The organism is Mesorhizobium amorphae, from assembly GCF_014843845.1.
GTDB lineage: Bacteria > Pseudomonadota > Alphaproteobacteria > Rhizobiales > Rhizobiaceae > Mesorhizobium > Mesorhizobium amorphae_A.
This window is the reverse complement of sequence record NZ_JHQS01000017.1, coordinates 204,636-230,421: the sequence shown is the minus strand read 5'-3', so window position 1 is coordinate 230,421 and position 25,786 is coordinate 204,636. Positions and strand designations below refer to the sequence as shown.

Here is a 25,786-nt window from a genome sequence, read left to right as displayed (position 1 = left end):
TGGTGGCGATGGCGGCGTCGGATCTTTCAAGGTTGATCGCAGCAGTGGCGGACACGATCGCGGCACATGCCGACGAGTTGACCGCGCTCGACCAGGCGATCGGCGACGGCGACCATGGGCTGAACATGAAGCGCGGCTTCGAGGCGGTGCGTGCCGAGGCTGACACTTTCGCGGCAAAGCCGCTGCCGGAGGCGCTGAAGGCGATCGGCACCAAGCTGGTGATGACCGTCGGCGGGGCTTCCGGCCCGCTGTTCGGCACGCTGTTCATGGCGCTGGGCAAGGAGATTTCCGCGGAGCCGGACCGTGCCGGACTGACGATCGCCTTCGGCAAGGCCATCGAAGCCGTGGCCGCGCGCGGCAAGTCGCAGATCGGACAAAAAACCATGCTCGACGTGCTGCAGCCCGTGCATGAGGCGCTGGCCGAGGGAAAGACGGCGGCCGAGATCGTCGCCGTCGCCGACAGGGCTGCGCAGGCCACGGTGCCGATGAAGGCCTTGCGCGGGCGCGCGTCGTTCCTCGGCGACCGCTCCATCGGCCATATGGACGCAGGCGCGCGCTCGACAGCACTGCTGGTACGGGCGGTGGCCGAAACAATCGAGAGGCACGCATGAGCAATGTCGGCATCGTCATCGTATCGCATTCGCCGCTGGTCGCCGAAGGCACTGCGGACATGGTGCGCCAGATGGTCGGCGACGAAGTGCCGCTTGCATGGTGCGGCGGAAACGGCCATGGCGGGCTGGGAACCAGCGTCGAGGCGATCATGGGCGCCATCGAAAAGGCCTGGTCGGAGGCAGGTGTGGCGATCCTCGTCGATCTCGGCGGCGCCGAGACCAATTCGGAGATGGCGGTGGAGATGATCGGCGAACCGCGCGCGCAGAAGATCGTCGTCTGCAACGCACCGATCGTCGAAGGCGCCGTGATGGCCGCGACCGAGGCGTCCGGCGGCGCCTCGCTCAAGGAAGTGGTGGCGACGGCGCACGAACTGTCGCCGGCGTGAACGAACGGGAATTTTTGACAGCATGTCCGCATCCGCCGAAGCCACCGTCCTGATCACCCACGCGGTCGGTCTGCACGCGCGCCCTTCGGTGAAGTTCACCAAGCTCGCCAAGACGTTTGCGGCCGATGTCGAGGTGGCGCTCGCCGCCAACGGGCCATGGTTCGACGCCAAGAGCATCGTCAAGGTGATGGCGGCCAAGGCGCCGAAAGGCACGCTGCTGCATATTAGGGCCAAAGGGGATGGTGCCGGAGAGGCGGTCGGGGCGCTGGTCGAGCTGGTGCGACGCGACTTCGACGAGGGCGCGGACCATGTCCGAACCGCTTAGACTGCAGGGGATTTCGGCTTCGGCCGGTTACGCCGAGGGACCGCTGTTCAGTCTCGATCGCGCCACCGCGCATTACACCGTCAAGGCGACCGCGGCCGACGAAAGAGCGGCGCTGGAGACGGCAATCGGCGTAGCGACGCAGCGGCTTGGCGGCCTGATCGATACCGCCAACAGCGAGGCCGCCGGCATCCTCGAATTCCAGATCGCCATGCTGGAGGATGACGCGCTGAGCGGCCCGGCCTTTGCGGCGATTGCCTCGGGTCAAGCCGCCGATGCCGCATGGCGACAGGCGCTGGATACCGAAATCGCAGGTTACGAGACCTCCGACCAGGACTATTTCCGGGCGCGTGCCGCCGACCTGCGCGATATCAGGGATCAGGTGCTGCGTGCCTTGACCGAGGACGACGAAAGGGCGGCACCTGCCGGCGCCATCTTCTACGGCGAGGACATCGCGCCGACGCGGTTTCTCGAAACCGACTGGAGTACAGGCGGCGGCATCGCTCTGAAGGCCGGGAGTGCCGCCAGCCATGTCGCCATGCTGGCGCGCTCGCGCGGCGTGCCGATGGTAGTTGGGCTTGGGGCGGCAGGGCCAAGCGCTTCGCCGGCTAATCCCGTCGGTATAGCCCTGCTCGACGCCGAGCATGGCGGCATCGTGCTTTCGCCGTCGCCTGCCGAGATCGAGGCGTTCCGCCGGTCGTCGTCGTCCTTCGCGGCACGCCGCGACAAGGCGAAAACCTATCTGGCGAAGCCGGCGGTGACGAAGGCCGGCACGAGGGTGCAGGTGCAGGTCAACATCGCCGATCCGTCCGACGTCGACGGTATCGATGTCGCGACTTGCGACGGCGTCGGGCTGATGCGCACCGAATTCCTGTTCGGCAGGACGCTGCCGGACGAGGAGACGCAATACCGCGCCTATCGCAAGGTGCTGGAATGGGCAGGCGAGAAGCCGGTGACCATCCGCACCGTCGATGCCGGCGGCGACAAGCCGGTGCCGGGCTTCACGGTCGCGGAAGCCAATCCGTTTCTCGGCCTGCGCGGCATCAGGCTGTCGCTGGCGCGGCCCGAAATCTTGCGGGTGCAGATACGGGCATTGCTGCGCGCCGGCATCCACGGCAATCTGAAGGTGATGTTCCCGATGATTGCCGTCGCTGACGAATTTGCGCGCGCCGCTGCCCTGTTCACTGAGGAGCAGGCCGGGCTTGCCGCGCGCGGCATCGCGCAGAAAATGCCGCCGCTCGGCATCATGGTCGAGGTGCCGTCGGTGGCGATCGCGCCGGAGGCGTTCGCCGACGTCGCCTTCTTCTCGATCGGCTCGAACGATCTGACGCAATATGTGATGGCTGCCGCCCGCGACAATGTTTCGGTCGCGCACCTGAATTCGGTCCGGCATCCGGCCGTGCTCCGATTGATCGCCTCGGTCGTCGCCTTCGGCCGGGAGCAAGAAATACCGGTTAGCCTGTGCGGCGATGCCGGCGGCGACCCGGCATCGATCCCGGGGCTGCTCGAAGCCGGCCTGCGCGACCTCTCGGTGGCGCCTGCCCAACTCGCCATGGCCAAGGCGGCCATCGCGGACGTTCCGGTCTAGGCGCCGGCATGGTCGACAAGACACCTGAACCAGGGTCGGAAGAAGCGATCCGCGCCTACAAGACGATCTTGTCGCATGTCATCGACCAGCGCCCGTCCGGCATGCGCCAGCGCCTTGCCGACGCCCTCGGCAAGCATCGCAGCTTCGTCACCCAGATCTCCAGCCCGGCCTATTCGATCCCGATTCCGTCGAAACATTTGCCTTCTATCTTTTCCGTCTGCCACTTCAGTCAGATCGAGCGAGACCAGTTTCTCACCGCCTATCACCAGGCGCATCCGGGCAAGATGTCGGTGGCGTCCGGCCTGCGCAAGACGCGGCACGTGTCGCTGATCGTTCCCGATTTCGGCGACGACAAGCAGAACGCCGCGCTCGACCGGGCAATCAACGATTTCATCCAGAAGATCACCAGCATCGCCGGCAAGGGCAGCGGCTGATCGGCTGAAGCAAAAGTGTGTCGGGAGGACACCATGAAGAAATTCCTGAATTCGGTGGATACGATGCTGACCGAAAGCCTCGATGGCTTCGTCGCCGCCCATACCGACATCCTGGTGCTGGGCGAGGAGCACAAATTCGTCCGCCGCAAGGCGCTGAAGCCGGGCAAGGTGGCGCTGATCTCGGGCGGCGGCTCGGGCCACGAGCCGCTGCATGGCGGGTTGGTCGGGCACGGTATGCTGGACGCCGCCTGCCCGGGCCAGGTGTTCACCTCGCCGACGCCGGACCAGATGCTGGCGGCGGCGCAGGCCGTCGACACCGGCGCCGGATGCCTGTTCATCGTCAAGAACTACGAGGGCGACGTGATGAATTTCGACATGGCGGCCGAAATGTCTGATGGCGTCATGCAGGTGGTGACCAATGACGATGTCGCGGTCGAGAACTCGTCCTACACCACAGGCCGCCGCGGGGTCGCCGGCACGCTGGTGGTCGAGAAGATCGTCGGTGCGGCGGCAGAGCGAAGCATGGGGCTGGAAGCGCTGAAGGCGCTGGGCGAGCGCGTCAACGCTGCGACGCGTTCGATGGGCGTGGCCCTGACCAGTTGCACGGTGCCGGCGGCCGGTAAGCCGACTTTCGATATCGGCGACGGCGAGATGGAATTCGGCGTCGGCATTCATGGCGAGCCCGGCAGGCGGCGCGATGCCTTGAAGAGCGCCGATGCCATTGCCGAGGAAATCTGCACGGCGATCCTGGGCGATCTCGGCGGCAGCGCAAAAGGCCAAGCGCTGCTGTTCGTCAACGGCTTCGGCGGCACGCCGCTGATGGAGCTCTATTTGATGTACAACAGCGCCCGGGCGATTTTCGAGAAGCACGGGGTGACGGTGACTCGTTCACTGGTCGGGTCCTATGTGACGTCGCTCGACATGGCCGGCTGCTCGATCACGCTGACCATGCTCGACGCCGAGACGACTGCATTGTGGGATGCACCCGTGCATACGGCGGCGCTGCGCTGGGGAATCTAGCGGCGCTGGCTTCGCCAGGGCTTTTCTGCGACCATTGCGCCAACTGACTGCGAATTCGCCAAGCTGCCCGGTTGATGCTCCCATCCCTTTCGCCCGCCGATGAAAAACTGCTGCTGACTTTCGCCGATCCCGAGGCACCTGCGGGCTGGGGCCGAGACGTCGCGGCCAATAGCCTTTTGGCCCTGCTGGCCAATGCCGAATTCCACGGCGTGCTACCGATCATGCTGCGCAAACTGCAGGAGCGCGGCGACGCCCATCTGCCGCAGGACCTGGACTTGCAGGCTAGGCTGGCCGATCTGCGCCAGAAGTCGACTTTAGTCACCGGTCAGTCGATGCTGCTGCAATACCATGGCGAGCGCATCATGACGGCGCTCGCCGCGGACAAAATCCCGGCGCGGATCGTCAAGGGTCCGGTCTTTGCGCGAAAGCTGTACCGCAATGTCGCCGACCGCCCCTTTACCGACATCGACATTCTGGTCGAGCCGGCCCGTCTCAACGACGCCAACCGGGTGATCGCGGCATGCGGTTTCCGGCTCTGCAGCGGCGAAGTCCAGTCGCATGATCTGCAGGAGTTCAAATGGCTGGAGAAGGAGAATTCCAGCCTGCTGATCGAGCTGCATGGCAATCTGGTGCATGATTCCGGCATGCGGCGGCGGCTGTCGCTGGGATTCAAGGAATTGCGCGCGATCGACGGCGACGAGGCCGACACGCCGGCCGCCCTGCTCACCATCGCCATCGTCCACGCTTCGGGCGGGCACAAATTCCACCGGCTGCAGCTTTGCGTGGACGTGCTGCAAGGCGTGCGGGTACTGCAAACGCCCGAAGCGGAAGCACGGCTGCTGGAGGCGGCGCGCATGACCGGGATCGAGCTTGAACTGGCGACCGTGCTCGATGTGACCGGCCGGCTGTTCGACGCGCCCCGCGCGCTCGAACTCGCCAGCCGGATCAGGCCCGATCTCGGCATCCGGCTCGCCAGATGGCTGATCACCCGGGATACGCTGCTCGGCGTCAACTCCAGGGACAGGATGCGTTCGCGCCTGCGGCGCGATGCCTTCCGCTGGGTCCAGAGACTGGCGAAGCCAAGGCCATATCGCACCTGACCCCGGTCCGGCCGTCAGTCGGCTAACGCGGAACGGATCAAAGATGCCGCGTCGGCCGGCTGGGCGCCCACCTCCAGGGTAAAGGTCGGAACCGTCGAGACCAACCTGGCGATCGTCGCCAGCCGGCGCTTCTGCAGCGGCAGCAGGCCGGTCATGCCGGTCCTGACATTGTCGGCGGCCAGCGCCACCATGGCATCGGTCCTGGCCATGGCAACGAGCCGGGTCTGGCTATCGGCCGAGCGCGCGAGATGGAGGAGTGCGGCGACCGGTCGGGCACCGGGACCCTCGACGCGGATGATCTTGCCGAGGTGCTCGAGCGAAACGGCCTGTTCGCCATTGCGGTCCCAGGAGGGACCGAGGCAGGGCGCGACGAGCGGGACCAGCTCGGCCGTCCTGCGGTGGATCTTCACATGGCGCGGCAGACCCCAGGCGACGGGCCTGTCCGACGCCGCATTCAGGATCATGGCGTCGTCGGAGCAGAGGCCGAAGCCTTGCGACGCCAGAGCGAGCGACGTCGTCGTCTTGCCTGTGCCGCTGGGCGCATGGATGAGAACCAGGGCATCGCTGTCAGGCAGCGTCAGGCCGGCCATGTGCAGCATATGCTGGCCGCCGGCATCGAGCGCGGCATCGAGCACCAGCATCCACAGCGTCCAGGCGATCTTGGCATCCGGGCGAACGCGAATTTCGGCCCGACGCTCGCCGGCATGGATCGAGACCGTCTGGCGGCCGGGGAAGATCAGATGGACGATGTCGCCGCCGTCGACCATGCGGCAGTGGCCGTCCTCGGGCACCTCGCCGTCGAAGGCGAGTGTCCCGGCCGGCGTCTCGAGCAGTGAAAGTGTCTCGAGGACGTTGACGCGAAAACCCGGCTCGATCGGACCGGGGATGCGCAAGGTGCCGAGCATGCGGTCCAACTCCCGCCACAGCTCGGCGCGTTCGGCCGTGATGCCGATGACCTGTCCGTCAAGGGCATAGCAGGCATCTGCGGTCGGGCCGCTCAAGCGGTCTTGCCCTCGGTGTGGTGACGATAAATCTCCACCATGCCGGGCAGACTGTCGCTGACCACCGGCCGGCCGTCGAGGCAGACCCAGCAATGCGCCGACATGCGTGGCGCATGCATCGACTTCGGGTCGACGCCGAAGCGCAGATCCGGGTCGAAGCCGGCAAAGCGCAGGAAGCGATGGGCAAGCAGGCCTTCCCGCAGGCACCTGCGGTCGCGCATCAGCCAGGGATGCCTGACCGTCCGGTTGACGCTGGCGACGATGTAGGCGGAGGGCAGGCCGAGATAGGGGGTCGGCGCGCTGAGCGGCGCCCATTTCAGCACGGTCTCGAAATCGCGCCGGCCGATGAGCACCGGCATCAGCCGCGCGCTGGCCCATAGATGGGAGCGAAACAGCGCGCGCAAGAACGGGCCGTCAGCCATCACGCCCCCGGATCGGCGAGGATACCTTCCGTCACCAGTTCGGCGGCCAGGGCCGCCATGTCCTGGTCGAGCATATGCTTGTCGACCTCGAACTCGTCGGAAAGCAGATCGACGATCTGGTCGAGGCTGCGCGCGCCGTCGACCTTGTCGAGAAAAGCTTCGGTGGTGCCGTTGCAGGTATAGAGCTGACCGCTGCGCGCCAGAAGCACGACGGCGCCGTCGCCGACATGCTGCACCGAGGCATCGTCCGCTAGCCGCAGAACCATTTCAGAAGCGATTTCGACCACGGGCCCTCCCCAGACCATGTACGTTAGCTGGAGAGCAATTAGCGCGGCAGCGCGGTGCTGTCTATCGTCAGCCCGCTTCTATCGCTGAAGCGGCTTCTTGCGTCGGCTACCTGCTGACAACCGTAGCCGCCACGTTCGACAGTTTCTCGCGCTTGCTCAACACAGGCTTTTCGTAAGTTTTCTTCATTGGAACCCCCGAATTCATCGATGATCTTAAGTGCCGATCAGTGGCGGGCCTTGTCAAGCCGGCGAAGCGATACGGGCAGAGAGTTGCCTTTGTTCCCCAAGGTAAGCTAAAAAGCCGCCGGGGATTAGGGAGTAGTTAGTATGCGTTACAATTGGGAACGGGCTCCGACAACCTTCGAACGTCATCGGAAGGCGCTGGCGGCGGCGATATTAATAGCCGGCGGCGTCGGCCTGATGCTGGCGGCATTGCCGCTCTAACCGCTGAAATCATCGACCGGTACGAACGCCTCCGGGGCGCATGAATGCTTGTAGATAACGGCTGCCAGGCCGAGGCTGACTCAGCGTGCCTGGCCGGTCACGGCGATGAAGCGGCGGTCCCGCCCCTCAAAACCTGGCGGAACCGCTGCACGAGTACGGCATGCACGGCCGGCTTGCCCTCGTGCCCGGGGACCGCCTTGTCCTCGCGCAGGAGCTTGAACGGCTTGCCGTCCCGCAGCATCGCGATCCCCGAGACCATGGTGCCGGATATCCTTCCCCAAGGCGAGATCGGACATCGACGAAATTCCCGGAAGACATGGTTTCGAAAAACGGCATAGGCTAATGCAAGACGGCAAATTTTCCCGGGAGGAAGTTGGATGGCGTCACGCTACCATGAAGTCTACGAAGGCTGGAAACGCGACCCGGAACAATTCTGGGCCGAGGCGGCCAAGGCGATCGACTGGTATTCGCCCCCTGACAGCGTCTTCGATGCGAAAGCCGGCGTCTATGGCCGCTGGTTCAATGGCGCCACCTGCAACACCTGCTTCAATGCCGTCGACCGTCACGTCGCGGGTGGCCGCGCCGACCAGATCGCGCTGATCCACGACAGCGCCATCACCGGCACGGTCAGGAAATTCACCTATGCCGAACTGAAGCGCGAAGTGGTCGCGCTGACGTCGGTGCTGAAGAACCGCGGCATCGGCAAGGGCGACCGCGTCATCATCTACATGCCGATGGTGCCGGAAGCGGCCTTCTCCATGCTTGCCTGCGCGCGCATCGGCGCCGTGCATTCGGTGGTCTTCGGTGGCTTTGCCTCGCACGAGCTTGCCACCCGCATCGACGACGCCCGGCCGAAGCTGATTATTTCGGCCTCCTGCGGCCTGGAGCCTGGACGCACCGTCGCCTACAAGCCGCTGCTCGACACCGCGATCGAGCTCTCCCGGCACAAGCCGGACGCCTGCCTGATCCTGCAGCGCGAGCAGCTGCGCTGCGAACTGAAGGACCATTACGACATCGACTATGCCGACGCCGTTGCCCGCGAGCGCGCGGCGGGCGCCAATGTCGACTGCGTGCCGGTGCTGGCCACCGACCCGCTCTACATCATCTACACGTCAGGCACGACCGGCCAGCCGAAGGGCATCGTGCGCGACAATGGCGGCCACATGGTCGCGCTGAAATGGACGATGGAAAACGAGTTCGGCGTGAAGCCGGGCGAGGTGTTCTGGGCGGCATCCGATGTCGGCTGGGTGGTCGGCCATTCCTACATCGTCTACGGCCCGCTGCTGCATGGCTCGACCAGCGTCCTGTTCGAGGGCAAACCGATCGGCACGCCCGATGCCGGCACCTATTGGCGGGTCATCGCCGAGCATGGCGTGGTCGCCCTGTTCACCGCGCCGACCGCCTTCCGGGCCATCAAGGGGCAAGACCCCAAGGGCGAATTCGTGCCGAAATACGATCTGTCGAAATTCCGCACGCTGTTCCTCGCCGGCGAACGCGCCGACCCGGAAACCATCAAATGGGCGGAGCAGAAGCTGAACGTACCGGTGATCGACCATTGGTGGCAGACCGAGACCGGCTCGCCGATGACCATCAATCCGGCCGGGCTCGGGCTGCTGCCGGTGAAATACGGCTCGCCCGGCGTGCCGATGCCGGGCTACGACATCCGCGTGCTCGACGATGCCGGGCATGAGGTGCCACGCGGTACTCTGGGCAATGTCGTGGTCAAGCTGCCGCTGCCCGCCGGCTGCCTGCCGACGCTGTGGAATGCCGACGCCCGGTTCCGACAGGCCTATCTCGAAGAATTCCCCGGCTTCTACAAGACGGCCGACGCCGGCATGATGGACGAGGACGGCTATCTGTTCGTCATGGCCCGCACCGACGACATCATCAACGTCGCCGGCCACCGGCTGTCGACCGGTGCCATGGAAGAGGTGCTGTCAGCGCATCCGGACGTTGCCGAATGCGCCGTCATTGGCATCGCCGACGCTATGAAGGGCCAGGTTCCGCTCGGTTTCGTCGTTTTGAATGCGGGCGTCTCGCGCGATACCGGCGCCATCGAGAGCGAGGTCGTCTCCCTGGTGCGCGAACGGATCGGCCCGGTCGCCGCCTTCAAGACGGTGGTGACGATCAAGCGCCTGCCCAAGACGCGTTCCGGCAAGATCCTGCGCGGCACGATGCAGAAGATCGCCGACAAGGAAGAATGGACGATGCCGGCGACCATCGACGATCCGGTTATCCTCGACGAGATCACCGCGGCGCTGAAGGGGCGCGGGATAGGGGCTTAGCAACCGCCCGGAGCAGCCCCTTGAAATGGATGATGGCTCGCCAATTGTGCTGGCCATTGTCGAAGTCGGTGCTGCCCCTCATGCAGCGCCAACCCCGTAGCGATTGCCGCAGTGCCCAATCTTCTGTTGTGCAATGCAGCAATCCACCCTAGTGTTGCTGTGGGGGGCCACCCGATGACACGGCATGGCTCAGCAAAAGACTACATTTGGCGGCGTCGACATCCTTCGGTTCCTCGCCGCAGTCCTGGTGATGTTCTACCACTACGGCTACTGGGTTTGGGCGTTCCCCGGCGGTATTTCGGCACGCGCCACTGGCGGCATCCCGCCGCATCCTGAAATGGACTTTCTAGGCTCCGGCTGGGTCGGCGTGCAGGTGTTCTTCGTCATCAGCGGCTTCGTCATCGCCTTCAGCGCCGAGAATTCGACGCCGTTGCGGTTCTTCGAGGCAAGGGTGAAGCGCCTGGCGCCGGCGGTGTGGGTGTGCGCGCCCATTACCGCGGCGGTGTTGCTTCTGGTCGGCCTTAGCTGGCCGACGGATGCGGTGATCCGGCTCGTTCGCACTGGCCTGTTCGTTCCGTTCGATCCCTGGGTCGACAGCGTCTACTGGACGCTCGGCATCGAAATCGCTTTCTATGCCGTGGTCTGGACCTTGTTGCGGCTCGGCCGCTTCGACATGATGGAAACCGTGGCCATCGCGATCGGGCTGATCAGCACGTTCTTCTGGTGCCTCTATTATCCCCTCGATTTGTCCGATCTCGCCGAGACGCGCTGGCTCCAGCTTGCGCTGGTGCATCATGGCTGCTTTTTCGCACTCGGCGTGATGTTGTGGCTGATGCGGTTCAAGGCGGTGACGAGGGCCCGCCTCGGTTTCTCAGCGCTGTTCCTGGCTGGCGGTGTGCTGCAGATCGCAAGCTCGGTCGACGTGCACAGCATCAAGGTCGAAGCCGCGATGCCTTATGCGCCGCCGATCCTCATATTCCTTGTCGCCACAGGACTGATGGCATGGTCGCTGCAGCTTAACCTGTCCTGGCGAGGCTGGCGCCGGATCGGGCTGATGACCTACCCGCTCTATCTCATCCATGACGTCGTCGGTGCCGCCATGCTCGGCGCCCTGGTCCGCGCCGGCGTGCCGTACCTGCTTTCGATCGCTACTGTCGGCGCAACCATGATCGCCGCGAGTTGGCTGGTGGCGATAGAGGCCGAACCACGCATACGGCTGCTGCTCGACCACACCGTGTTCCGCTACCGGCTCAAGGCGGCATAAACGCCGCTCCCAGCACTTGTTTACCAAGACGGGGACTGTTCCTAACCGGTATGGAATTTCCGGCGCCAAGCATGGTATCGAGGCTTCATGCGTGCCCGTGTGACATGCTCCCTAACGCCAAAAGACCTGTGCGAGCACCGAGCCTCAATCCGTGAGCCTGTTCCAGCGATCGAGAAAGCCGCGCGCCGCGCCGCGCGAACGGCTGCAGATGGATATGCAGGATACGGTCGTCTATGCGATCGGCGACGTGCATGGGTGTTACAGCGAACTCCGTTCGCTGGAGCAGAAGATCGTTCTCGATGCGCTGCCCTTCCGCGGGCGCAAGATCATCATCATGCTTGGCGACTATGTCGATCGCGGGCCGCAGTCCAAACGCGTGCTGGACCACCTCACGACGCCGCCGCCACGGGGCTTCCTGCGCGTCTGCCTTGCGGGAAACCACGAGGTGGCGATGCTGAACTATCTCGACGGCTATCTTCCGCGCGAACCCTGGCTGGCGACAGGCGGACTGGAAACCTTGTTTTCCTACGGGATCGATGCGCAGCATCTCGGCAATCTCTACAGTTCGAGTGAAGCGGTCGACCGGCGAATCCGCGAGGTCATTCCCGCCAGCCATGTCAGCTTCATGCGCGCGCTGCCGGTCATGGTCTGCTCGAGGAAATTCGTTTTCGTCCACGCCGGCATCAGGCCCGGCATCGATCTCGCCGAGCAGGACGAAGACGACCTGCTCAGCATCCGCTCCGACTTCTTCGACAGCGTCCATCTGCTCGACCGATGGGTGGTGCACGGGCATACGATCGTCGACGTGCCCAGGCTCGACGGGCACCGGCTCGGCATCGACACCGGCGCCTTTCAGAGCGGACGGCTGACCGCCGTCAGGATAGCCGGCAAGTACGGCAAGCTGCTATTTTCCTAGAGCGGTTCAGCTTTTCATAGAACCGCCTAATCGCTCTAAGTATTTGTTTTTACGCAATTCCGGACGGGAAACCCGCTACGCACTTTTCCTCGAATTGCTCTAAGCGGCGAAGCTGCGGCGCCTTCAGGCGGCCGCCCTGGTACGTGTTTCCGACTTGTCCAGATAGTAAGTCGAATATTTGTCGAAGAACTTCTCGGAACCGCCGAGCGATCCGTATTTGGCCAGCTTCTTCAGATCGACCTTGTTCAGCACCGCGCCGACGATCTTGTTGGCGACGTATGGCTCGGATTCCAGCAGCGACCGCACCACCGCGCGCGGCGTGCGGCCCCATTCGGTGACCAGCACGAAACCGTCGGCCAGCGGGGCAAAGGCCTTGGCGTCGACCACGGGGCCGAGCGGCGGCAGATCGACGACGACGTATTCGAACGTCTCCTTGGCGTTCTCGATGAAGCGCCGCATGCCGGCCGAGGAGAGAAGCTCGCTGGTGTGCGAAAACTGGCCGCGCAGTACGGCCGGGATGATCGCAAGCTTCGTCTGCCGATCGACCTTGCCGACCGACTGCCAGGTCTGGCCGTTGACGACAGCCTCCATCAGCCCCTGCTCGGCTTCCATGCCGAGGCTGCGGCTGAGGCCGGGGTTGCGCAAATCGCCGTCGATGAGCAGCGTCTTGGCGCCATTGGCGGCAAGCAATCCCGCCAGATTGGCCGCGACCGTCGACTTGCCCTCGCCGGGCAGCAGCGAGATCACGCCGATGACCTTGCTGCCTTGCCCTTCCATGACGACGTCGAAGGCGATCTTGGCGTTGCGCAGCGTCTCGGCGAACATCGAGGCGGGAGCGTCGATGCTGACCCGCATGCGCGCCCGTTTCTCGGCGGCCGACAGGCTGGCGATCTTGGCATCGGCCACTGCATCGTCCGGATTGGCGTCCTTGCCGGGCTTGCCGCCGCCGATCGTCGGCAGATAGCCGAGGAATTTGAGGCCGACGCGATCGCGAATGTCCTCGCCAGTTCTGAAGAACCGTTCGTTGAACTCGTTCAGGCCGCCAAATCCGGCCCCCAGCAGCACGCCAAGCACGAGCGTTAGCGCCAGCACCTTGGATGTGCGCGGGCCCACCGCCGACAGCGGCATTGTCGCATCGGAGATGATGCGGACCTTGCCGACCGGGAAGGATTGCTGCTGCGAGGCTTCCTCATAGCGGCTGAGGAATGTCTGATAGAGCGTGGTGAGCGCCGTCGCCTGCTGGTCGAGATCGCGCAGCTTGACCTGCGACTGGTTGTCGATGGAGCTCTTGCCGGCGGCGGTGGCGATCTTCTCCTTGAGCGCGGTCTCGCGCGCCTGCGCTACCTGATAATCGTTGCGATAGCTTTCGGTCAGTTGCTTCAGCTGTCCGAAGATCTGCGCCGACACATCGGCCTTCTCCTTGGCAAGTGCTACCGCCTGGGGGTGATCCTTGCCGAAATTGGCCTCGACATCCTGCAGCCGCTTGGAGACGGTCAGATAGCGGGTTTTGAGCGTTGCAATGACCGAGCTGGCCGGCTGGTCGCTCGATATGGCGGAGTCCTGGAACGCATTGTCCGAGCCGCTGTCCACGATGTTTTTGTACTGCTGGTAGCGGGCGCTGGCGCGCGCCGTGTCGGCCTGCGCGACGATGAGCTGGCTGTTCAGGTCGGACAGTTGCTTGTCACTGATCAGCTGGCCGTCGCTGCCCGCGGACAGCCCGTGCTCGGCCCTGAACATCTCGACCGCCAGCGCGGCCTTCTGCGAGCTTTCGCGAAGCTCGGTCAATCGGCCCTGCAGCCAGACCGCCGCACGTTCGGTGGCGTCGAAGCTCGCATTGAGCTGGTCGGCGAGATAGGCCTCGGAATAGGCCTTGGTGATAGCGGTCGCGAGCGCCGGGTCCGTCGACTGATAGCCAAGGTCGATCACATAGCTGCGGCCGTTGCGCTGCGCCAGTATCTCGCTCTGCAGCTTGAGGATCGCGTAGTCGCGGCGGGCGGTGACCATCATGGCCTCGCGCGTCGCGGCGTCGACATTTTCGAGGCCGGGGATGTCCGGGCCCGAACTGCCACGGAAATAGCCAACCAGCCCGCGCACGAAGCCGATGCCCTTCGCCAGGGCAGACGTCGGAGGGCTCATGAACTTTTCGTTCTGGTCGAGCTTCAGCTTGTCGACCACCACCGCGGCCAGCCGCGCGGAGGTGAGTATCTCGATCTGGCTGAGAAGGGAGGCATCGGTCTGCATGGTGGCCGACGCCGCCGAGATGTCGTCGACGACCTTGTTCAGGCCTTCGTCGATCAGCACGCTGGCAACCGACATATACTGCTTGGGCGTGGTCTGCAGATAGAGCACGCCCATGAACAGACCGATGATCGCGCACACAGCCACCACCTTGGCCTGCCGGGCCGCCATGCCGAGCAGGCGTTCGATGTCGATGAAGTCTTCGCCCTTTTCCGTGTCTGTACCGGGCAAAGGCACCCTCTTGTCGAGAGGAAAGTTGGCATAGTTCATCGTCGGTCCAATTCCAGGTTGCAGGCGCTATCGGCCTTCGAAGATTGGCGTCGTCACCAGAAAAGACCACGCAACTTTCATGCCAGAAGGCGCTTGGCCGGATCGGCCAAGCGCGGCGGCGTATGTCGCGCCATCATCGATACGCGCATACTCCCAAAAAATGGGCATTATGCGGCTTCTTCCCGGCGCTCATGCGACCGGACGAACTCCTGAAGCATTTCGAAGATCGGTCCCTTCATGTCGTCGCGCGCCAGGGCGAACGCGACATTGGCCTGGATGAAACCCTCCTTCGAACCGCAGTCGAACATGCGGCCGTTGAAAGGCTGGGCAAAGAAGGCCTGTGACTGCGCCAGGCGGACCATGGCGTCGGTCAGCTGGATTTCATTGCCGGCGCCGCGTTGCTGGTTGCCGAGCAGCGCGAAAATCTCCGGCTGCAAAATATAGCGGCCGTTGATGTAGAAGTTCGACGGCGCATTGGCAGGCGCCGGCTTCTCGACCATGGCTGTCACCTCGAAGCCGCTGCCGACCTCGGCGCCGCGGCCAACGATGCCGTATTTGCTGGTTTCGCTGGGTTCGCAACGCTCGACGGCGATGACGTTTCCGCCGGTGCGCTCATAGAGATCGACGGTTTCGGCAAGGCATCCGCGCCCACCGAAGGACACCATGTCGGGGAGCAGCAGGGCGAAGGGCTCGTCGCCGATGACTTCGCGCGCGCACCACACCGCATGGCCGAGACCCTGCGGCGACTGCTGGCGGATGAAGCTGGTGGCGCCGGCCACCGGAAGCAGGCTTTCAAGCGACTGGAGCTGCGCCTTCTTGCCGGTCTGCTCCAGGGTTCCGATAAGCTCAGGATGCAGGTCGAAATAGTCTTCGATGACCGCCTTGTTGCGGCCGGTGACGAAGACGATGTGCTCGATGCCGGCCTCGAAGGCCTCGTCTACCGCATATTGCACGACAGGCCTGTCGACCACCGGCAGCATTTCCTTGGGCATCGACTTGGTCGCCGGCAGGAACCGCGTTCCCAACCCCGCCACCGGTATGACTGCCTTCCTGACTTTCTTCATTGCAAATTCCTTCTGAGGAGATCGACTTTCAATACCTGCCGGCCACGAAAGTTCCTTCATGTGCCCGCATCTTCACCTCCCCGCCCCCACGGCAAACTGTGCCGCAACCCGTCGCAGCCGGACAGCGATCGGCATGCTCATATGCCTGACCGCCGCCGGATCGCTGAGCGCCGTCCATATCGCCTTGAGCGGGGACCGCGCCTTGATGTGTTGAACCAGAGACAGGAACGATGCTGCCCGGCGCAGGCTGCGGCTGCGCCTAGCGAATGCGGCCGCGGCCTCCGGGTCCATCGCATGCGTCTCGGCAAAGATCGCATCGGCCTTGCGCATCGCTTCGACGTGATGAAGCTCGAGAACGCGGGAAATGGAGCCGCTGCGAATATGGTAGACGTAGCCGGTCGTCGGCTCGACCACGCATCTGCCGCCCTTGGCCAAAGCGCTGGCCAACAGGATGTAGTCTTCGCCGATGATCAGACCTTCATCGTAGCGAAGGCCGTTCGCGTTCAGGAAACGGCGCTGGAAGATCGGCTTGAGATAACCGAGGTTGAACCGCGATTCGAAAACTATGTTGCCGGCTATGTAATCGGCCAGCGAGATTTCGCCCAGGCTCTCCAGATAGGCGGCCGGGAACATCGTGTCCTCGGCAACGCCGTCCTCGCGCACAACCTGGAGATTGTCGATTGCGATCTCGGCGCCGGCCTTTTCCGCCCGCGCGATCATGGTGCTGAGCCGGCCTGGATAGACGGCATCGTCGGAATCGAGGACGGCGACCCAGCGGCCGCGGGCAAGCTCGAGGCCGGCATTCCTGGCGCCGCCGGGGCCGCGGTTTTCGGGCAAAGCGACGACGCGCACGATGTCCTGCGGGTAGGACCGCGCCACCTCGAGTGTCCTGTCGCGCGAGGTGTCGTCGACGACGACGACCTCGACGCTGACGTCGCGCTGGGCAATCGCGCTGGCGATCGCCCGGTCGAGGGTCGCCTCGGCGTTGAAGGCGGCGATGACGAAGCTGACGTCAGGCTGCACGCTTGCCCCCTTCCTGCGGCGAGGGCAGTCCGTATTGGCGTATTTCGCGAACGCCTACGAGGCCGCTGACGACCCCGACATGCATGATGCCGCGCAGCACGCTGCGGTTCCGGCGAACCGGGGAGACCACCGTTGCGATCGCCATGGTGAAGCAATAGGCCGCCTTTGCCGAGGCGAGGCCGATTTCCCTGGCTCGCCGGACGCCGGTTGTGTTGTTGCCGAGCAGGTGACCATGGGTCTGGCCGAAACGGAAGCGGCGGCGGCGCAGCCAGTCGAATGCGGCCCTGGCGCGCGGCACCACCTCGTCGACAAAGGCGCGCGGCGAAAAGGCGATGCGGCCGCCGGCCTTGACCATGTGATCGAAGAATTCGGTGTCCTCGCCGCCGGTCTGGCCGCGCGCCAGGCTGAAGCGGCGGTCGCGAAGGCTGGCGTCGCTTGTCCTCAGCAGGACGTTGCAGGTGTAGCCGGTGCGGATTTCGCCATGCACCCAGACCGGCAGGGTCGAGTGGAAATCGCCTTTGCGCATCCAGGCCGGCGCATCCGAGCCGTAACGCGCCTTTACCGGGCCGAGCACGGCGGCTGCACCGCTCGCCTCGGCGGTAGCGACCAGCTCGGCGAGCCATTGCGGCGAGGCCGTTTCATCGTCATCGATGAAGGCAACAAAGTCCGATACGCTGGCGTCGAGACAGGCGTTGCGCGCCACCGAGATGTTGCGCGCCGGAGCATGGCGGTAGCGGACCGGCAGCTTCAATTCCTGCGCCAGCGCCTTGACCAGCGGCTGGGCGCTCGGCGCATCGTCATTGTCGGCGACAACGACGCCGAATTCGAATCCCTCCGGCCGGTCCATGGCGGCGATGGAGCGAAGCGTGTCGGCAAGCTCAGGCCGCCGGAACGTGCAGACGCAGATGTCGACGCTGCGTTTTGTTGCGGCCGCGCCCATTACGCCACCCCGTGCTGCGTCTGCGGTCGCGGCTCGAGAAGCTGCAGCCAGAAGCCCATCGACCAGCCCAGATGCATGACCATCGCCGACACCCCGACAAGCGCAAGCGCCATATCGCGCCGCCTGATGGCGGTCACGAGGCCATAGAAAATGCAGACCATCGACCATACAAGGAACGGCAACGCCGCCAGCACGTACACGAGAGAAAAGGGCGCCAGCAGAACCACGGGAAACACCAGCAGCGGTATCATCTGCCGGACCTTCGGCATCACGCGGTGCTTGAGAACGTTCTTGGCGCGACCGCGGCCATAGCCGAGATACTGGAAATACAGGCTCTTCAGCGAGGAGCGCGGATAGTAGACCATCTGCGTCCTGCCGCTCATCCAGATCCGGTAGCCGGCCAGGCGAAGCCGGTGGTCGAACTCGGCATCCTCATTGTGGCTGAACGTCTCGTCATAGCCGCCCACCGCCCTGAAGGCCGATATGCGCATCAACGCGTGGTGACCGTGGTCGACCCATTCTCCAGCCGACAAATGCCGGTGCTTGGAGCCGCCGGTGCCGAGCTTCGAGTTCTGCGCCGCGGCAACCGCCTTCTGCACGGCGCCGGTGCCGCTGGTCAACATCGAGACGACGACCGAATCCGCACCCGTGGCCAGTGCCTCCTCGACCAGCCGATCGCAATAGTCATCGGGATAGCCGCCATGCGCATCGATCCGGATCAGATATTCAGCACCATCGCCGAAACTGGCCACGGCAAGATTGAGCGCGGCGCTCTGGATGCGCTTCGGGTTGTGGAGCAGGACGACGCGCGGATCCTTTGCAGCGACCGCCTGGACGATCGCCAGCGTACCGTCAGTACTGCCGCCATCGGCAACGACGATGCGGGCGCCGAGCCGTTCGGCCGCCGGCCGAAGCTGCCCGAGCAGCGCCCCGATATGGGCTGCTTCGTTGAGGCACGGAATGACGATCAAGTTCGATGGGGGCAGGCTCGATGCGATCAGGCTCGATGCGGGCATTTCGGTTGGCGTCATCAGGCCTCGTCCATCCTTGTTTCCATTCCCGGTCATCCTATGCCAGCGCCTCGGTGACGAAGGGGCCAGGCGCGGCAGCCAGACCACGCAGCTTGTCGACAAAGGCCAGGCAATCGCTGCGATCGTAACTCCAGGTTCTCGGGTTGCGAGCTAGCACCCGCGCCTTCAGCTTGCGGAAGCGATCCTCTTCCATCCTGCCCAGCGCCGTTTCGAGCACCTCGGGCGCGGCCTCAGGCAACAGAACGCCGATGTCCTGCTGGTTGAGGAAGCGCCCGGTTTCGGTGTTGCCCATCGAGATCGGCACTGCGCCGAAGCGGCATCCCTCATAGAGGCGGTTGGGAAGCAGCCATTCGGAATTCTGGCCTTCCTCGAAGAAATCGATCGCCCAGGAGAAATGCACCTCGCTGTAGATCGCCGCCATATCCTCCGGGTTGCGATAGGGGCCGCGGAAGGAGAGAAAGGGCTCGGCCTCGACGAAGGCGTGGAAATCGGGAAATTCGGAAAGCGCCGGGCGACCTCGAAGGATGACCTCGAAGCGTCCGTCGAGGCGGCGGGTGAATTCTGCCAGCAACTGCAGCGAGCGGCGGCATCTGAGCGCACCGAACCAACCGATTCGCCACGGCGGCGCGGCAGGATTTTCCACTATCAACCGGTCATCGGCCACCACCGGTGCCGTATCGAAATACTTGTTTTCGACCAGCTCTACCGGTGCGGCGATTTGTCCAAACGGCTTGAAATAATTGGCGATGAAGGCCGGCGAACTGGTCACCAGCAGCTTGACGTCGCGCGCCAGATAGCGTTCCGCGCCGCGCAGCGCCTTGCCCAGCAAATCGTCGCGAAGCACCAGGCGATGGATGTCGAGGCATTCGTAGACGATCGGTACCGCCCCTTGAAAAACGGCTTTGGCGCGCCGCGCAAGCGCCAGCATTTCAAGGTTACGCGCTATGATGAGGTCGGGCCGCGGCATTGTGGCGAGCTTCGAGCCGATAGAGACCGCCGCCTTGGCGATCGCCGCCAGGCGCTGGCCGAATCGGCCGTCGCGCGTCGCGCCGAGGTCGATCGGACGCAGTCCCTCGATCTCCGTGACCGGGCCTGTGGTGCGGCGGAAGCCCGCCAGTGTAACCCTGGCGCCGCCTGCTCTGAGCATTATGATCCGTCGTCGCACCGCCGGATCGGAAACGTCATGTACCAAGTACAGGACATGCAGCATGAAACTCGACCGCTGTTGGCCCACCCACAGGGATGCTAGTACAGCTTTTGCTGCATCGCAACATTTTTGGTGCAGCGTAGCAAGAATCCATGTTTTTTGTTGCACTGCAAAAATATTGCCGTAGTTTGTCCGAGGCGGCGGTTTGCCGGTCGTGATGTCACGGCCGGTGCGAAAATCAGGGATCCTGAATTTGGAAGCCAATGCATTCGATCCGCCAGAGGGCTCTCTCCGCAGATCGGTCGGGCGCGGTGCCATCGTCACGGCCATGGCGCAATCCGTGCGCGTCGCGACGCAGATCATCTCCGTCATCGTGCTGTCGCGGCTCTTGTCGCCGCAGGATTTCGGCGTCGTGGCGATGTGTGCGCCGGTGCTTGCCTTTATCGCGCTGTTCCAGGATTTCGGCCTGACCCAGGCGACGATCCAGAAAACCGGCATCCGTCACGACGAGGTCAATTCCCTCTTCTGGATCAATGTCGCGGTCAGTGCCGTCCTTGCCTGCGTGCTGGCCGGCGCCGCACCTTTGGTCGCCGCCTTCTACGGCGAACCGCGCGTTTCGGGCCTGGTGGCGGCACTGGGGCTGCAGATCATGGCCTATGGCCTCGGCGCCCAGCACCTGGCGCTTTTGACGCGCCGCATGCAGTTCACCCGCCTGGCGATCATCGACGTCGCCAGCGCCGTCACGGGTCTTGCCGTTTCGATCGCCTGGACCTTCATCGATCGTTCCTACTGGGCGCTGTTTGCCGGCACGCTGACCGGAGCGGTGCTGCCGACGCTTTGCTATTGGGTCAGTTCCAGATGGCGGCCGGGCATGCCGCGCAAGGTCGAGGGCATTGGCCAACTGCTCAATTTCGGGGCCGGAATCACCGGCTTCAACTTCGCCAACTTCTTTGCCCGCAACCTCGACAATGTGCTGATCGGCAAATATTGGGGCGAAGCCCAGCTCGGCCTCTATGACCGCGCCTACAAGCTGCTGCTGTTCCCGCTCAGCCAGATCACCAACCCGCTCTCCAAAGTCATGGTGCCGGCCCTTTCCAGGCTGAAGGACGAGCCCGACCGCTACCGCAGCGCCTATCTGCGCGTCATGCCGCTGATCCTGCTGGTTGCGCTGCCGGGCGTCGCCTTCGCCACCGCCATGTCCGACGTGCTGATCCCCTTCGTGCTCGGCGAGCAGTGGCGGCAAAGCGCCCCGATCTTCCTGGCGCTCGGCTTTGCCGGGCTGCTGCAGCCGCTCAACAATCCCGCGGGCTGGCTGTTCGTCAGCCAGGGCCGCTCGGGCGATTTCATGCGCTGGGGCATCGTGACGGCGGTGACGTCGGTGCTGGCCTTCCTCATCGGACTGCCCTATGGCGCGCTCGGCGTGGCGATCGCCTATGCGGTCAGCGAATACATGAGAACGCCTTTCCTGTGGCTCTATATCGGCAAGACCGGGCCGCTGAAGGCACACCATGTGCTGCGCGCGGCAACCCCCTTCGTGCTTGGCGCGCACCTGGCTCTGGCCGCCGTCTGGTTCGCCAAGCCGTTCCTGCCACAACAGCATATCGTCGCCATGGCCGGCGCGGTGGTGCTGTCCTATGTCACCACCGTCCTGGTCTCGCTTTGCTTCGCCGCCGGCCGCGAAGCCTTGCGCGAGGCCTTGAAGCTGGTGCCGATGCGGGCGCCGGCGGCTGTGCCCAGCGGAGCAAAATAACATGCGCACACTCGAGGATCCGACCCAGACCATGCACTACCGATCGATTTCCGACATGAACGACGCCATCGTCAGCAACCTTCACCGGCTGCCTCGCGACATCGACCTGGTGGTCGGCGTGCCGAGAAGCGGTATTCTCGCCGCCACGCTGGTCAGCCTTGCGTCGAACATCCCGATGACCGACCTCGACAGCTTCATCGCCGGCAAAATCTACTCCTCGGGCATCACCAAGCGCCGCGCCGCGCTCGACCGGCAGGCCTCCGACATGCGCAAGATCCTGGTGGTCGACGACAGCGTCAGCGGCGGCAACGCCATGCGTGACGCGCGCAACCGGATCGAGGCCGCCGGCATCAAGGCGGACTTCATTTTTGCGGCGGTGTTCGGGCTCCTGTCGCAGCACCAGGAGACCGATGTCGTCTTCGAAGTGGTGCCGCACCCCAGGATGTTCCAGTGGAATTTCATGCACCACAAATTCCTCGAGCAAAGCTGTGTCGATATCGACGGCGTGCTTTGCCTCGATCCGACCGAGCCGGAAAATGACGACGGCCCGGCCTATGAGAAATTCCTCGCCGAGGCGCGGCCGCTCTTTGCGCCGACCCGCAAGATCGGTTGGCTGGTCACCAGCCGACTGGAGAAATACCGCAAGCTCACCGAGGCCTGGCTCGACAAGCACGACGTCAAATACAACAAACTGATCATGCTCGACCTGCCGAGCAAGGCGGAACGGCAGCGGCTCGGCGTGCATGGCAGTTTCAAGGCCGATTTCTACGCCAAGACCGATGCGATCCTGTTCATCGAAAGTGAGCATCAGCAGGCACTCAAGATCGCCAAGCTGTCCGGCAAGCCGGTGCTGTGCGTGGAAACCCATTTGGTGACCTATCCCGACGCGCTGTCGCTACCGGCGCTCAACCAGGCGGCGCGCAACCTGCCGGCCAGGCTGCGTCAGGTCAATTCGCCCGAAGGGCGCAAGACTGTGGTCAAGAAAGTGGCGCGCACGCTGCTTGGCGAACGCGGCTACGAGACGCTGAAGAGCCGGGTCAAGCGACCGGCCTGATCCCGCCAATAACGCCGGGAACAGGGATGCAGCGCCACCACGGGCGCTGCTTCGCGAAGCTCACGCAGCTTGGCGTGTAGTTCGTTGTGCCGCCGCCTTGTCGAGCAACGAGAAGAACGTGGCGAACTGACGCTGCGGGTCCAAAGCCGGGCGCTCCGAGAATGTACGCGCCGCCGCGGAAAGCCGCGCATACTCCTGGGCATCGTTCCACAGCAGCCTGATCGCCGCCACCCAATCGTCGAGCGGACCGTCATAGTCCAGCACCACGCCGCCCGAGCCGATGGCTTCGGGCAGGCCGCCGCGCCGCGAGCCGACGACGGGAATGCCGCTGCAATGGGCTTCCGACGCCACCCGGCCCCAGGCCTCCTCCCACTTGCTGGGAGCGAGCAGGATCTTGGTGCGGCCATAGACCGTCTTCATGTCGCTGGTGCGGCTCTCCAGCTTGACATTGGGGTATGGCGCGATCGTCTGTTCGATGCGGGCCCGATGATCGTCGTCGAGCTTCCAGCTTTCGACGAACAAGAACGGGATTTCGGGGCAGGCGGCGGCAATGCGCACCGCCAGGTCGAAGCCCTTTTCCTCGTAAGGATTGATCAGCGTGACGTACTCGCCTGTCGTCGGCGTGCTGTAGAAGCCGGGATTGATGGTCGGCGGAATGACCGTCGAATCGATGTCGAATTTCTGCTTATAGGTGCGCGCCGTGAATTCGGAGTTGGCGATGTAGAGAGCCGAACGCAATTCACGCAGGTCGCCACCCAATTCATGGAATTCGACATTCCTGAGATAGACGACCAGCGGAACGCCTTCCGCCTCCAGCGCCTTGCCGATCGGAACCGACTTGTGGCACTGAACCACGGCGACGTCCGGCCTCAGCTTCTTGACGGCAAAGCCGGCAGCCTCCCAGGGAAACCAGGCGCGCACCACCGGATAGCCCGGATAAGAGTCTATCACGGCACGTTGCCGCAAGAGCTTCATCTTGGCGCGCGCCTTGTAGCCGAAGACGCCCTGGCCGAAGAGCGCGGCAAGCACCGACGCCTCATGGCCATGCTCGATCAATTGCTCGGCCAGATGATGGGTGCTGGACTGGACGCCGCCGCTGAATTGCGGCGTGTAACCGTTGCCACCTGCAAAAAGGACTTTCATGGGATCAGGCTCCTTGTCGCATTCTCGTGTTTCGTTCGGACGCTGGCCAGGGCCAGCGTCTTGCCTTCGCCTCAAGCGACTTTCGGCGGCTCCAGATTTGCGAACGGATTGGTACAGGACTGCCAGCCGGTAAACCGGATCGGGTCGTTCGGCGAGCTGCGCCATGCGTAGTCGGTCAGCACATGGAATTCGGCGATGACCCAGCGGTCGAAATGCACCAAATCTTCCCGCTTTTCATGCGGCAGCAGCCGGCGTACGGCGCCCAGTTTGATCTCCTCGACCAGAGTGACCGCGTCGCTCAGCTTTTCGTTCGGAAATATCCAGGGATTCCGGTTGCGGAATTCCAGCACGAACTGCTGCAGGTGCTCGATGCGCATGTTCAGCGGACCGAGATATCTTTCCAGCGTGACGCGCACCAGGTCCTCGTCCGAGAACGAGGACACGGCGGCGTAGGCAATGCCGGTGGAAGCAAGCCCGCCGGCGACCAGGGCCAGAGCAGAGCGTCGCGTGATCTTCATCATTGCAGAGCTCCCTTCATGCGATCCGGCTCGCCGCCCTCAGCGACAGAGCCGCCGCCGTCAGGCTTGGATTGACGCAGGAGCAACTGGGATAGGTGCTCGTGCCGACAACGACGAGGTTCCTCAGCTGGTGGTGGATCATGTCTCGGTCGACGACCGAATCCGCAGGGCCAGTGCCCATCCGCAACGTGCCTTGCACATGCGATTCGGTCGGTCGGATGCCGCGATCGAACAGCTTTTCGACCGGCAGCGGCTTAAGCAGCGCCGGCAGCCTTTCCAGCGCCTTGGCCATGCCGTTGACGGCATAGTCCGACGCTCCCTTGAAACTGACGAAGGCGTTCTCATCCTTGTCGAGGATGACTCGGTTTTCCGGATCGAGCAGGTTTTCGGTGACGATGACCAGCGGCAGCGTCTGCCGCAGCCGACCCTTCTCGGCCCGCATGCCATGCTGCCAGCGGTTCTCGAAATAGACCAGCGCCGCCGCGTGCTCGGCGCGGTGGGGACCGTCATAGAGCCCGAAATTCAGACCGGTGGTAATGGTGCTGCCGTCGAAATTGTCGACCCCGTCAAGATAGACCTCGAAGTTCCAGCCATAGGATTCGTGCAGGCCGAGGCCGACGAATTCGCCGCCGAGCCCGGACCGTAGCATGATCGCCGGGCTCTGGATCGCATTGGCGCCGAGCACGAAAAGGTCGCCACTGGCTGAATATTCCTTGCCGCCATGGGTGAACACCACCGAGCGGACGGAGCCGCCGACATGGTCGAGCCGCCGCACTTCCGAGCTGAGGCAGACTGAAACATCCGGATGCTCGAAGACGTGCATCAGGCCGTTGTTGACGGTGAACTTGGCATCGGCCGGGCACAGCCAGCAGCGCAAATTGGCACAGCACGAGCTTCGCTGTGCGGTCGCCAGACGCGCACGCGCGGTCGGCATGACGAAGTGCTGGTCGGGCTGCGCAGCCTTCATCATGCGGTCGGGCGTCGACATGCGATGCGGCGGCTGCGGAAACGGTTTCGAGCGCGGCAGCATCTGAGCCATGTCGGGATCGCCCGAGATCGACATGACCTCCTCGGCGTCGCAATAGAATTGCTCGAGCTCGTCATAGCTGATCGGCCAATCATTGCCGACGCCATAGGTGCTCTTCAGCCGGAAGTCGTTCGGATGGAAGCGCGGCGTCTGCGCGAACCAGCAGTTCGTGCCGCCACCCAGTCCGATGGTGTAGTTCCACGGCTTTTCGGAGTTGGTCTTGTAGGTCGATTCGTCGTCGATGTCGGTGTTGGCGTTCTGGCCGAGCTGCCACTCATGCGTGTTGTGCCGGCCCCATTCCAAAACCAGGACACGCGCTTTGCGGCGCTTGGCGAATGCGTGCAGGAAGAAGGCCGAACCAAAACCGGAGCCGATGGCGATGATATCGAAATGCTCGTTGGCGATTTGCTCGGGCCTGATATCCAGCACCATCAGATCCTATCCTTTCCCGAAAGCAGCGCGTTCACCTGCGGCCTCGTTGTCGTTCGTCGAGGCCGCCTT

General features: G+C 64.0%; 25 protein-coding genes. 12 read left to right on the top strand and 13 right to left on the bottom strand.

The window, feature by feature from the left end:
• Positions 1 to 8 precede the first annotated feature (8 nt).
• From dhaL to DH08_RS11360, 7 genes are all read left to right on the top strand, one after another.
• Positions 9 to 611: a dihydroxyacetone kinase subunit DhaL gene (gene dhaL, locus DH08_RS11390; protein ID WP_192179518.1), complete on the top strand. Its 603-nt coding sequence runs from the start codon at positions 9 to 11 to the stop codon at positions 609 to 611.
• On the top strand, positions 608 to 997 hold the full coding sequence (gene dhaM / locus DH08_RS11385; RefSeq protein ID WP_120011998.1) for a dihydroxyacetone kinase phosphoryl donor subunit DhaM: 390 nt from the start codon (positions 608 to 610) through the stop codon (positions 995 to 997). The genes dhaL and dhaM overlap by 4 nt, the downstream gene beginning before the upstream one ends.
• A 22-nt stretch (positions 998 to 1,019) precedes the next feature.
• Complete coding sequence (locus DH08_RS11380; protein WP_192179393.1) at positions 1,020 to 1,322, top strand: HPr family phosphocarrier protein; 303 nt, start codon at positions 1,020 to 1,022, stop codon at positions 1,320 to 1,322.
• Complete coding sequence (ptsP, locus tag DH08_RS11375) at positions 1,306 to 2,907, top strand: phosphoenolpyruvate--protein phosphotransferase (protein ID WP_192179392.1); 1,602 nt, start codon at positions 1,306 to 1,308, stop codon at positions 2,905 to 2,907. The genes DH08_RS11380 and ptsP overlap by 17 nt, the downstream gene beginning before the upstream one ends.
• Positions 2,908 to 2,915: 8 nt before the next feature.
• Positions 2,916 to 3,341 (top strand): hypothetical protein, encoded by a 426-nt coding sequence (locus DH08_RS11370; RefSeq protein WP_192179391.1) that lies wholly within the window; start codon positions 2,916 to 2,918, stop codon positions 3,339 to 3,341.
• A 33-nt stretch (positions 3,342 to 3,374) separates the two neighbouring features.
• The gene (gene dhaK, locus DH08_RS11365; RefSeq protein WP_192179390.1) at positions 3,375 to 4,361 is read left to right on the top strand and encodes a dihydroxyacetone kinase subunit DhaK; all 987 of its coding nucleotides are present in this window, start codon (positions 3,375 to 3,377) and stop codon (positions 4,359 to 4,361) included.
• Between the two features lie 74 nt (positions 4,362 to 4,435).
• Complete coding sequence (locus DH08_RS11360) at positions 4,436 to 5,461, top strand: nucleotidyltransferase family protein (RefSeq protein WP_192179389.1); 1,026 nt, start codon at positions 4,436 to 4,438, stop codon at positions 5,459 to 5,461.
• A gap of 14 nt (positions 5,462 to 5,475) precedes the next feature.
• On the opposite strand, the gene DH08_RS11355 is transcribed toward DH08_RS11360, so the two are convergent.
• From DH08_RS11355 to DH08_RS11340, 4 genes are all read right to left on the bottom strand, one after another.
• Entirely contained in the window at positions 5,476 to 6,462 is a 987-nt protein-coding gene (locus tag DH08_RS11355) for a phosphoenolpyruvate carboxykinase (ATP) (protein WP_192179388.1), read from the bottom strand.
• Positions 6,459 to 6,884, bottom strand: coding sequence for a lasso peptide biosynthesis B2 protein (locus DH08_RS11350; protein ID WP_192179387.1), 426 nt, complete (start codon positions 6,882 to 6,884; stop codon positions 6,459 to 6,461). Before DH08_RS11350 ends, DH08_RS11355 begins: the two co-directional genes overlap by 4 nt.
• Positions 6,884 to 7,171 carry a PqqD family protein gene (locus DH08_RS11345; RefSeq protein WP_006206920.1) on the bottom strand — a complete coding sequence of 96 codons (288 nt, stop codon included), beginning with the start codon at positions 7,169 to 7,171 and terminating at the stop codon, positions 6,884 to 6,886. Before DH08_RS11345 ends, DH08_RS11350 begins: the two co-directional genes overlap by 1 nt.
• Positions 7,172 to 7,712: 541 nt before the next feature.
• Positions 7,713 to 7,874, bottom strand: a complete 162-nt coding sequence (locus DH08_RS11340; RefSeq protein ID WP_192179523.1) for a hypothetical protein — start codon at positions 7,872 to 7,874, stop codon at positions 7,713 to 7,715.
• 118 nt (positions 7,875 to 7,992) lie between these two features.
• Here DH08_RS11340 and DH08_RS11335 point away from each other — a divergent pair, with 118 nt between their 5' ends.
• The 3 genes from DH08_RS11335 to DH08_RS11325 all read left to right on the top strand — a co-directional run bounded on the left by DH08_RS11335 (position 7,993) and on the right by DH08_RS11325 (position 12,080).
• Positions 7,993 to 9,900: a propionyl-CoA synthetase gene (locus tag DH08_RS11335; RefSeq protein ID WP_192179386.1), complete on the top strand. Its 1,908-nt coding sequence runs from the start codon at positions 7,993 to 7,995 to the stop codon at positions 9,898 to 9,900.
• Positions 9,901 to 10,084: 184 nt separating this feature from the next.
• Positions 10,085 to 11,164: an acyltransferase family protein gene (locus tag DH08_RS11330; protein ID WP_192179385.1), complete on the top strand. Its 1,080-nt coding sequence runs from the start codon at positions 10,085 to 10,087 to the stop codon at positions 11,162 to 11,164.
• 151 nt (positions 11,165 to 11,315) lie between these two features.
• Complete coding sequence (locus DH08_RS11325; RefSeq protein WP_192179384.1) at positions 11,316 to 12,080, top strand: metallophosphoesterase family protein; 765 nt, start codon at positions 11,316 to 11,318, stop codon at positions 12,078 to 12,080.
• 123 nt (positions 12,081 to 12,203) lie between these two features.
• Here the strand turns inward: DH08_RS11325 and DH08_RS11320 are convergent, their stop codons facing one another.
• From DH08_RS11320 to DH08_RS11295, 6 genes are all read right to left on the bottom strand, one after another.
• Complete coding sequence (locus DH08_RS11320) at positions 12,204 to 14,588, bottom strand: polysaccharide biosynthesis tyrosine autokinase (RefSeq protein WP_192179383.1); 2,385 nt, start codon at positions 14,586 to 14,588, stop codon at positions 12,204 to 12,206.
• Between the two features lie 167 nt (positions 14,589 to 14,755).
• Positions 14,756 to 15,652, bottom strand: a complete 897-nt coding sequence (galU, locus tag DH08_RS11315) for a UTP--glucose-1-phosphate uridylyltransferase GalU (RefSeq protein WP_120011984.1) — start codon at positions 15,650 to 15,652, stop codon at positions 14,756 to 14,758.
• A gap of 72 nt (positions 15,653 to 15,724) precedes the next feature.
• Complete coding sequence (locus tag DH08_RS11310; RefSeq protein WP_192179382.1) at positions 15,725 to 16,675, bottom strand: glycosyltransferase; 951 nt, start codon at positions 16,673 to 16,675, stop codon at positions 15,725 to 15,727.
• Complete coding sequence (locus DH08_RS11305) at positions 16,665 to 17,615, bottom strand: glycosyltransferase family 2 protein (RefSeq protein WP_192179381.1); 951 nt, start codon at positions 17,613 to 17,615, stop codon at positions 16,665 to 16,667. The genes DH08_RS11310 and DH08_RS11305 overlap by 11 nt, the downstream gene beginning before the upstream one ends.
• Positions 17,615 to 18,646 (bottom strand): glycosyltransferase family 2 protein, encoded by a 1,032-nt coding sequence (locus DH08_RS11300; protein WP_246800779.1) that lies wholly within the window; start codon positions 18,644 to 18,646, stop codon positions 17,615 to 17,617. The genes DH08_RS11305 and DH08_RS11300 overlap by 1 nt, the downstream gene beginning before the upstream one ends.
• Before the next feature lie 37 nt (positions 18,647 to 18,683).
• Positions 18,684 to 19,856: a glycosyltransferase family protein gene (locus DH08_RS11295; RefSeq protein WP_192179517.1), complete on the bottom strand. Its 1,173-nt coding sequence runs from the start codon at positions 19,854 to 19,856 to the stop codon at positions 18,684 to 18,686.
• Positions 19,857 to 20,046: 190 nt separating this feature from the next.
• Between DH08_RS11295 and DH08_RS11290 the strand changes: the two genes are divergently transcribed.
• Together DH08_RS11290 and DH08_RS11285 are read left to right on the top strand one after the other, a co-directional pair.
• Positions 20,047 to 21,543: an oligosaccharide flippase family protein gene (locus DH08_RS11290; protein WP_192179380.1), complete on the top strand. Its 1,497-nt coding sequence runs from the start codon at positions 20,047 to 20,049 to the stop codon at positions 21,541 to 21,543.
• Positions 21,544 to 21,574: 31 nt separating this feature from the next.
• Complete coding sequence (locus DH08_RS11285; protein WP_192179515.1) at positions 21,575 to 22,597, top strand: phosphoribosyltransferase family protein; 1,023 nt, start codon at positions 21,575 to 21,577, stop codon at positions 22,595 to 22,597.
• Between the two features lie 60 nt (positions 22,598 to 22,657).
• Here the strand turns inward: DH08_RS11285 and DH08_RS11280 are convergent, their stop codons facing one another.
• The 3 genes from DH08_RS11280 to DH08_RS11270 all read right to left on the bottom strand — a co-directional run bounded on the left by DH08_RS11280 (position 22,658) and on the right by DH08_RS11270 (position 25,717).
• Positions 22,658 to 23,740 carry a glycosyltransferase gene (locus DH08_RS11280; protein WP_192179379.1) on the bottom strand — a complete coding sequence of 361 codons (1,083 nt, stop codon included), beginning with the start codon at positions 23,738 to 23,740 and terminating at the stop codon, positions 22,658 to 22,660.
• Positions 23,741 to 23,811: 71 nt separating this feature from the next.
• Entirely contained in the window at positions 23,812 to 24,261 is a 450-nt protein-coding gene (locus tag DH08_RS11275) for a hypothetical protein (protein WP_192179378.1), read from the bottom strand.
• Positions 24,262 to 24,274: 13 nt separating this feature from the next.
• A complete protein-coding gene (locus tag DH08_RS11270) occupies positions 24,275 to 25,717 on the bottom strand; it encodes a GMC oxidoreductase (protein WP_192179377.1) in 1,443 nt (480 codons plus the stop codon).
• Positions 25,718 to 25,786 lie beyond the last annotated feature (69 nt).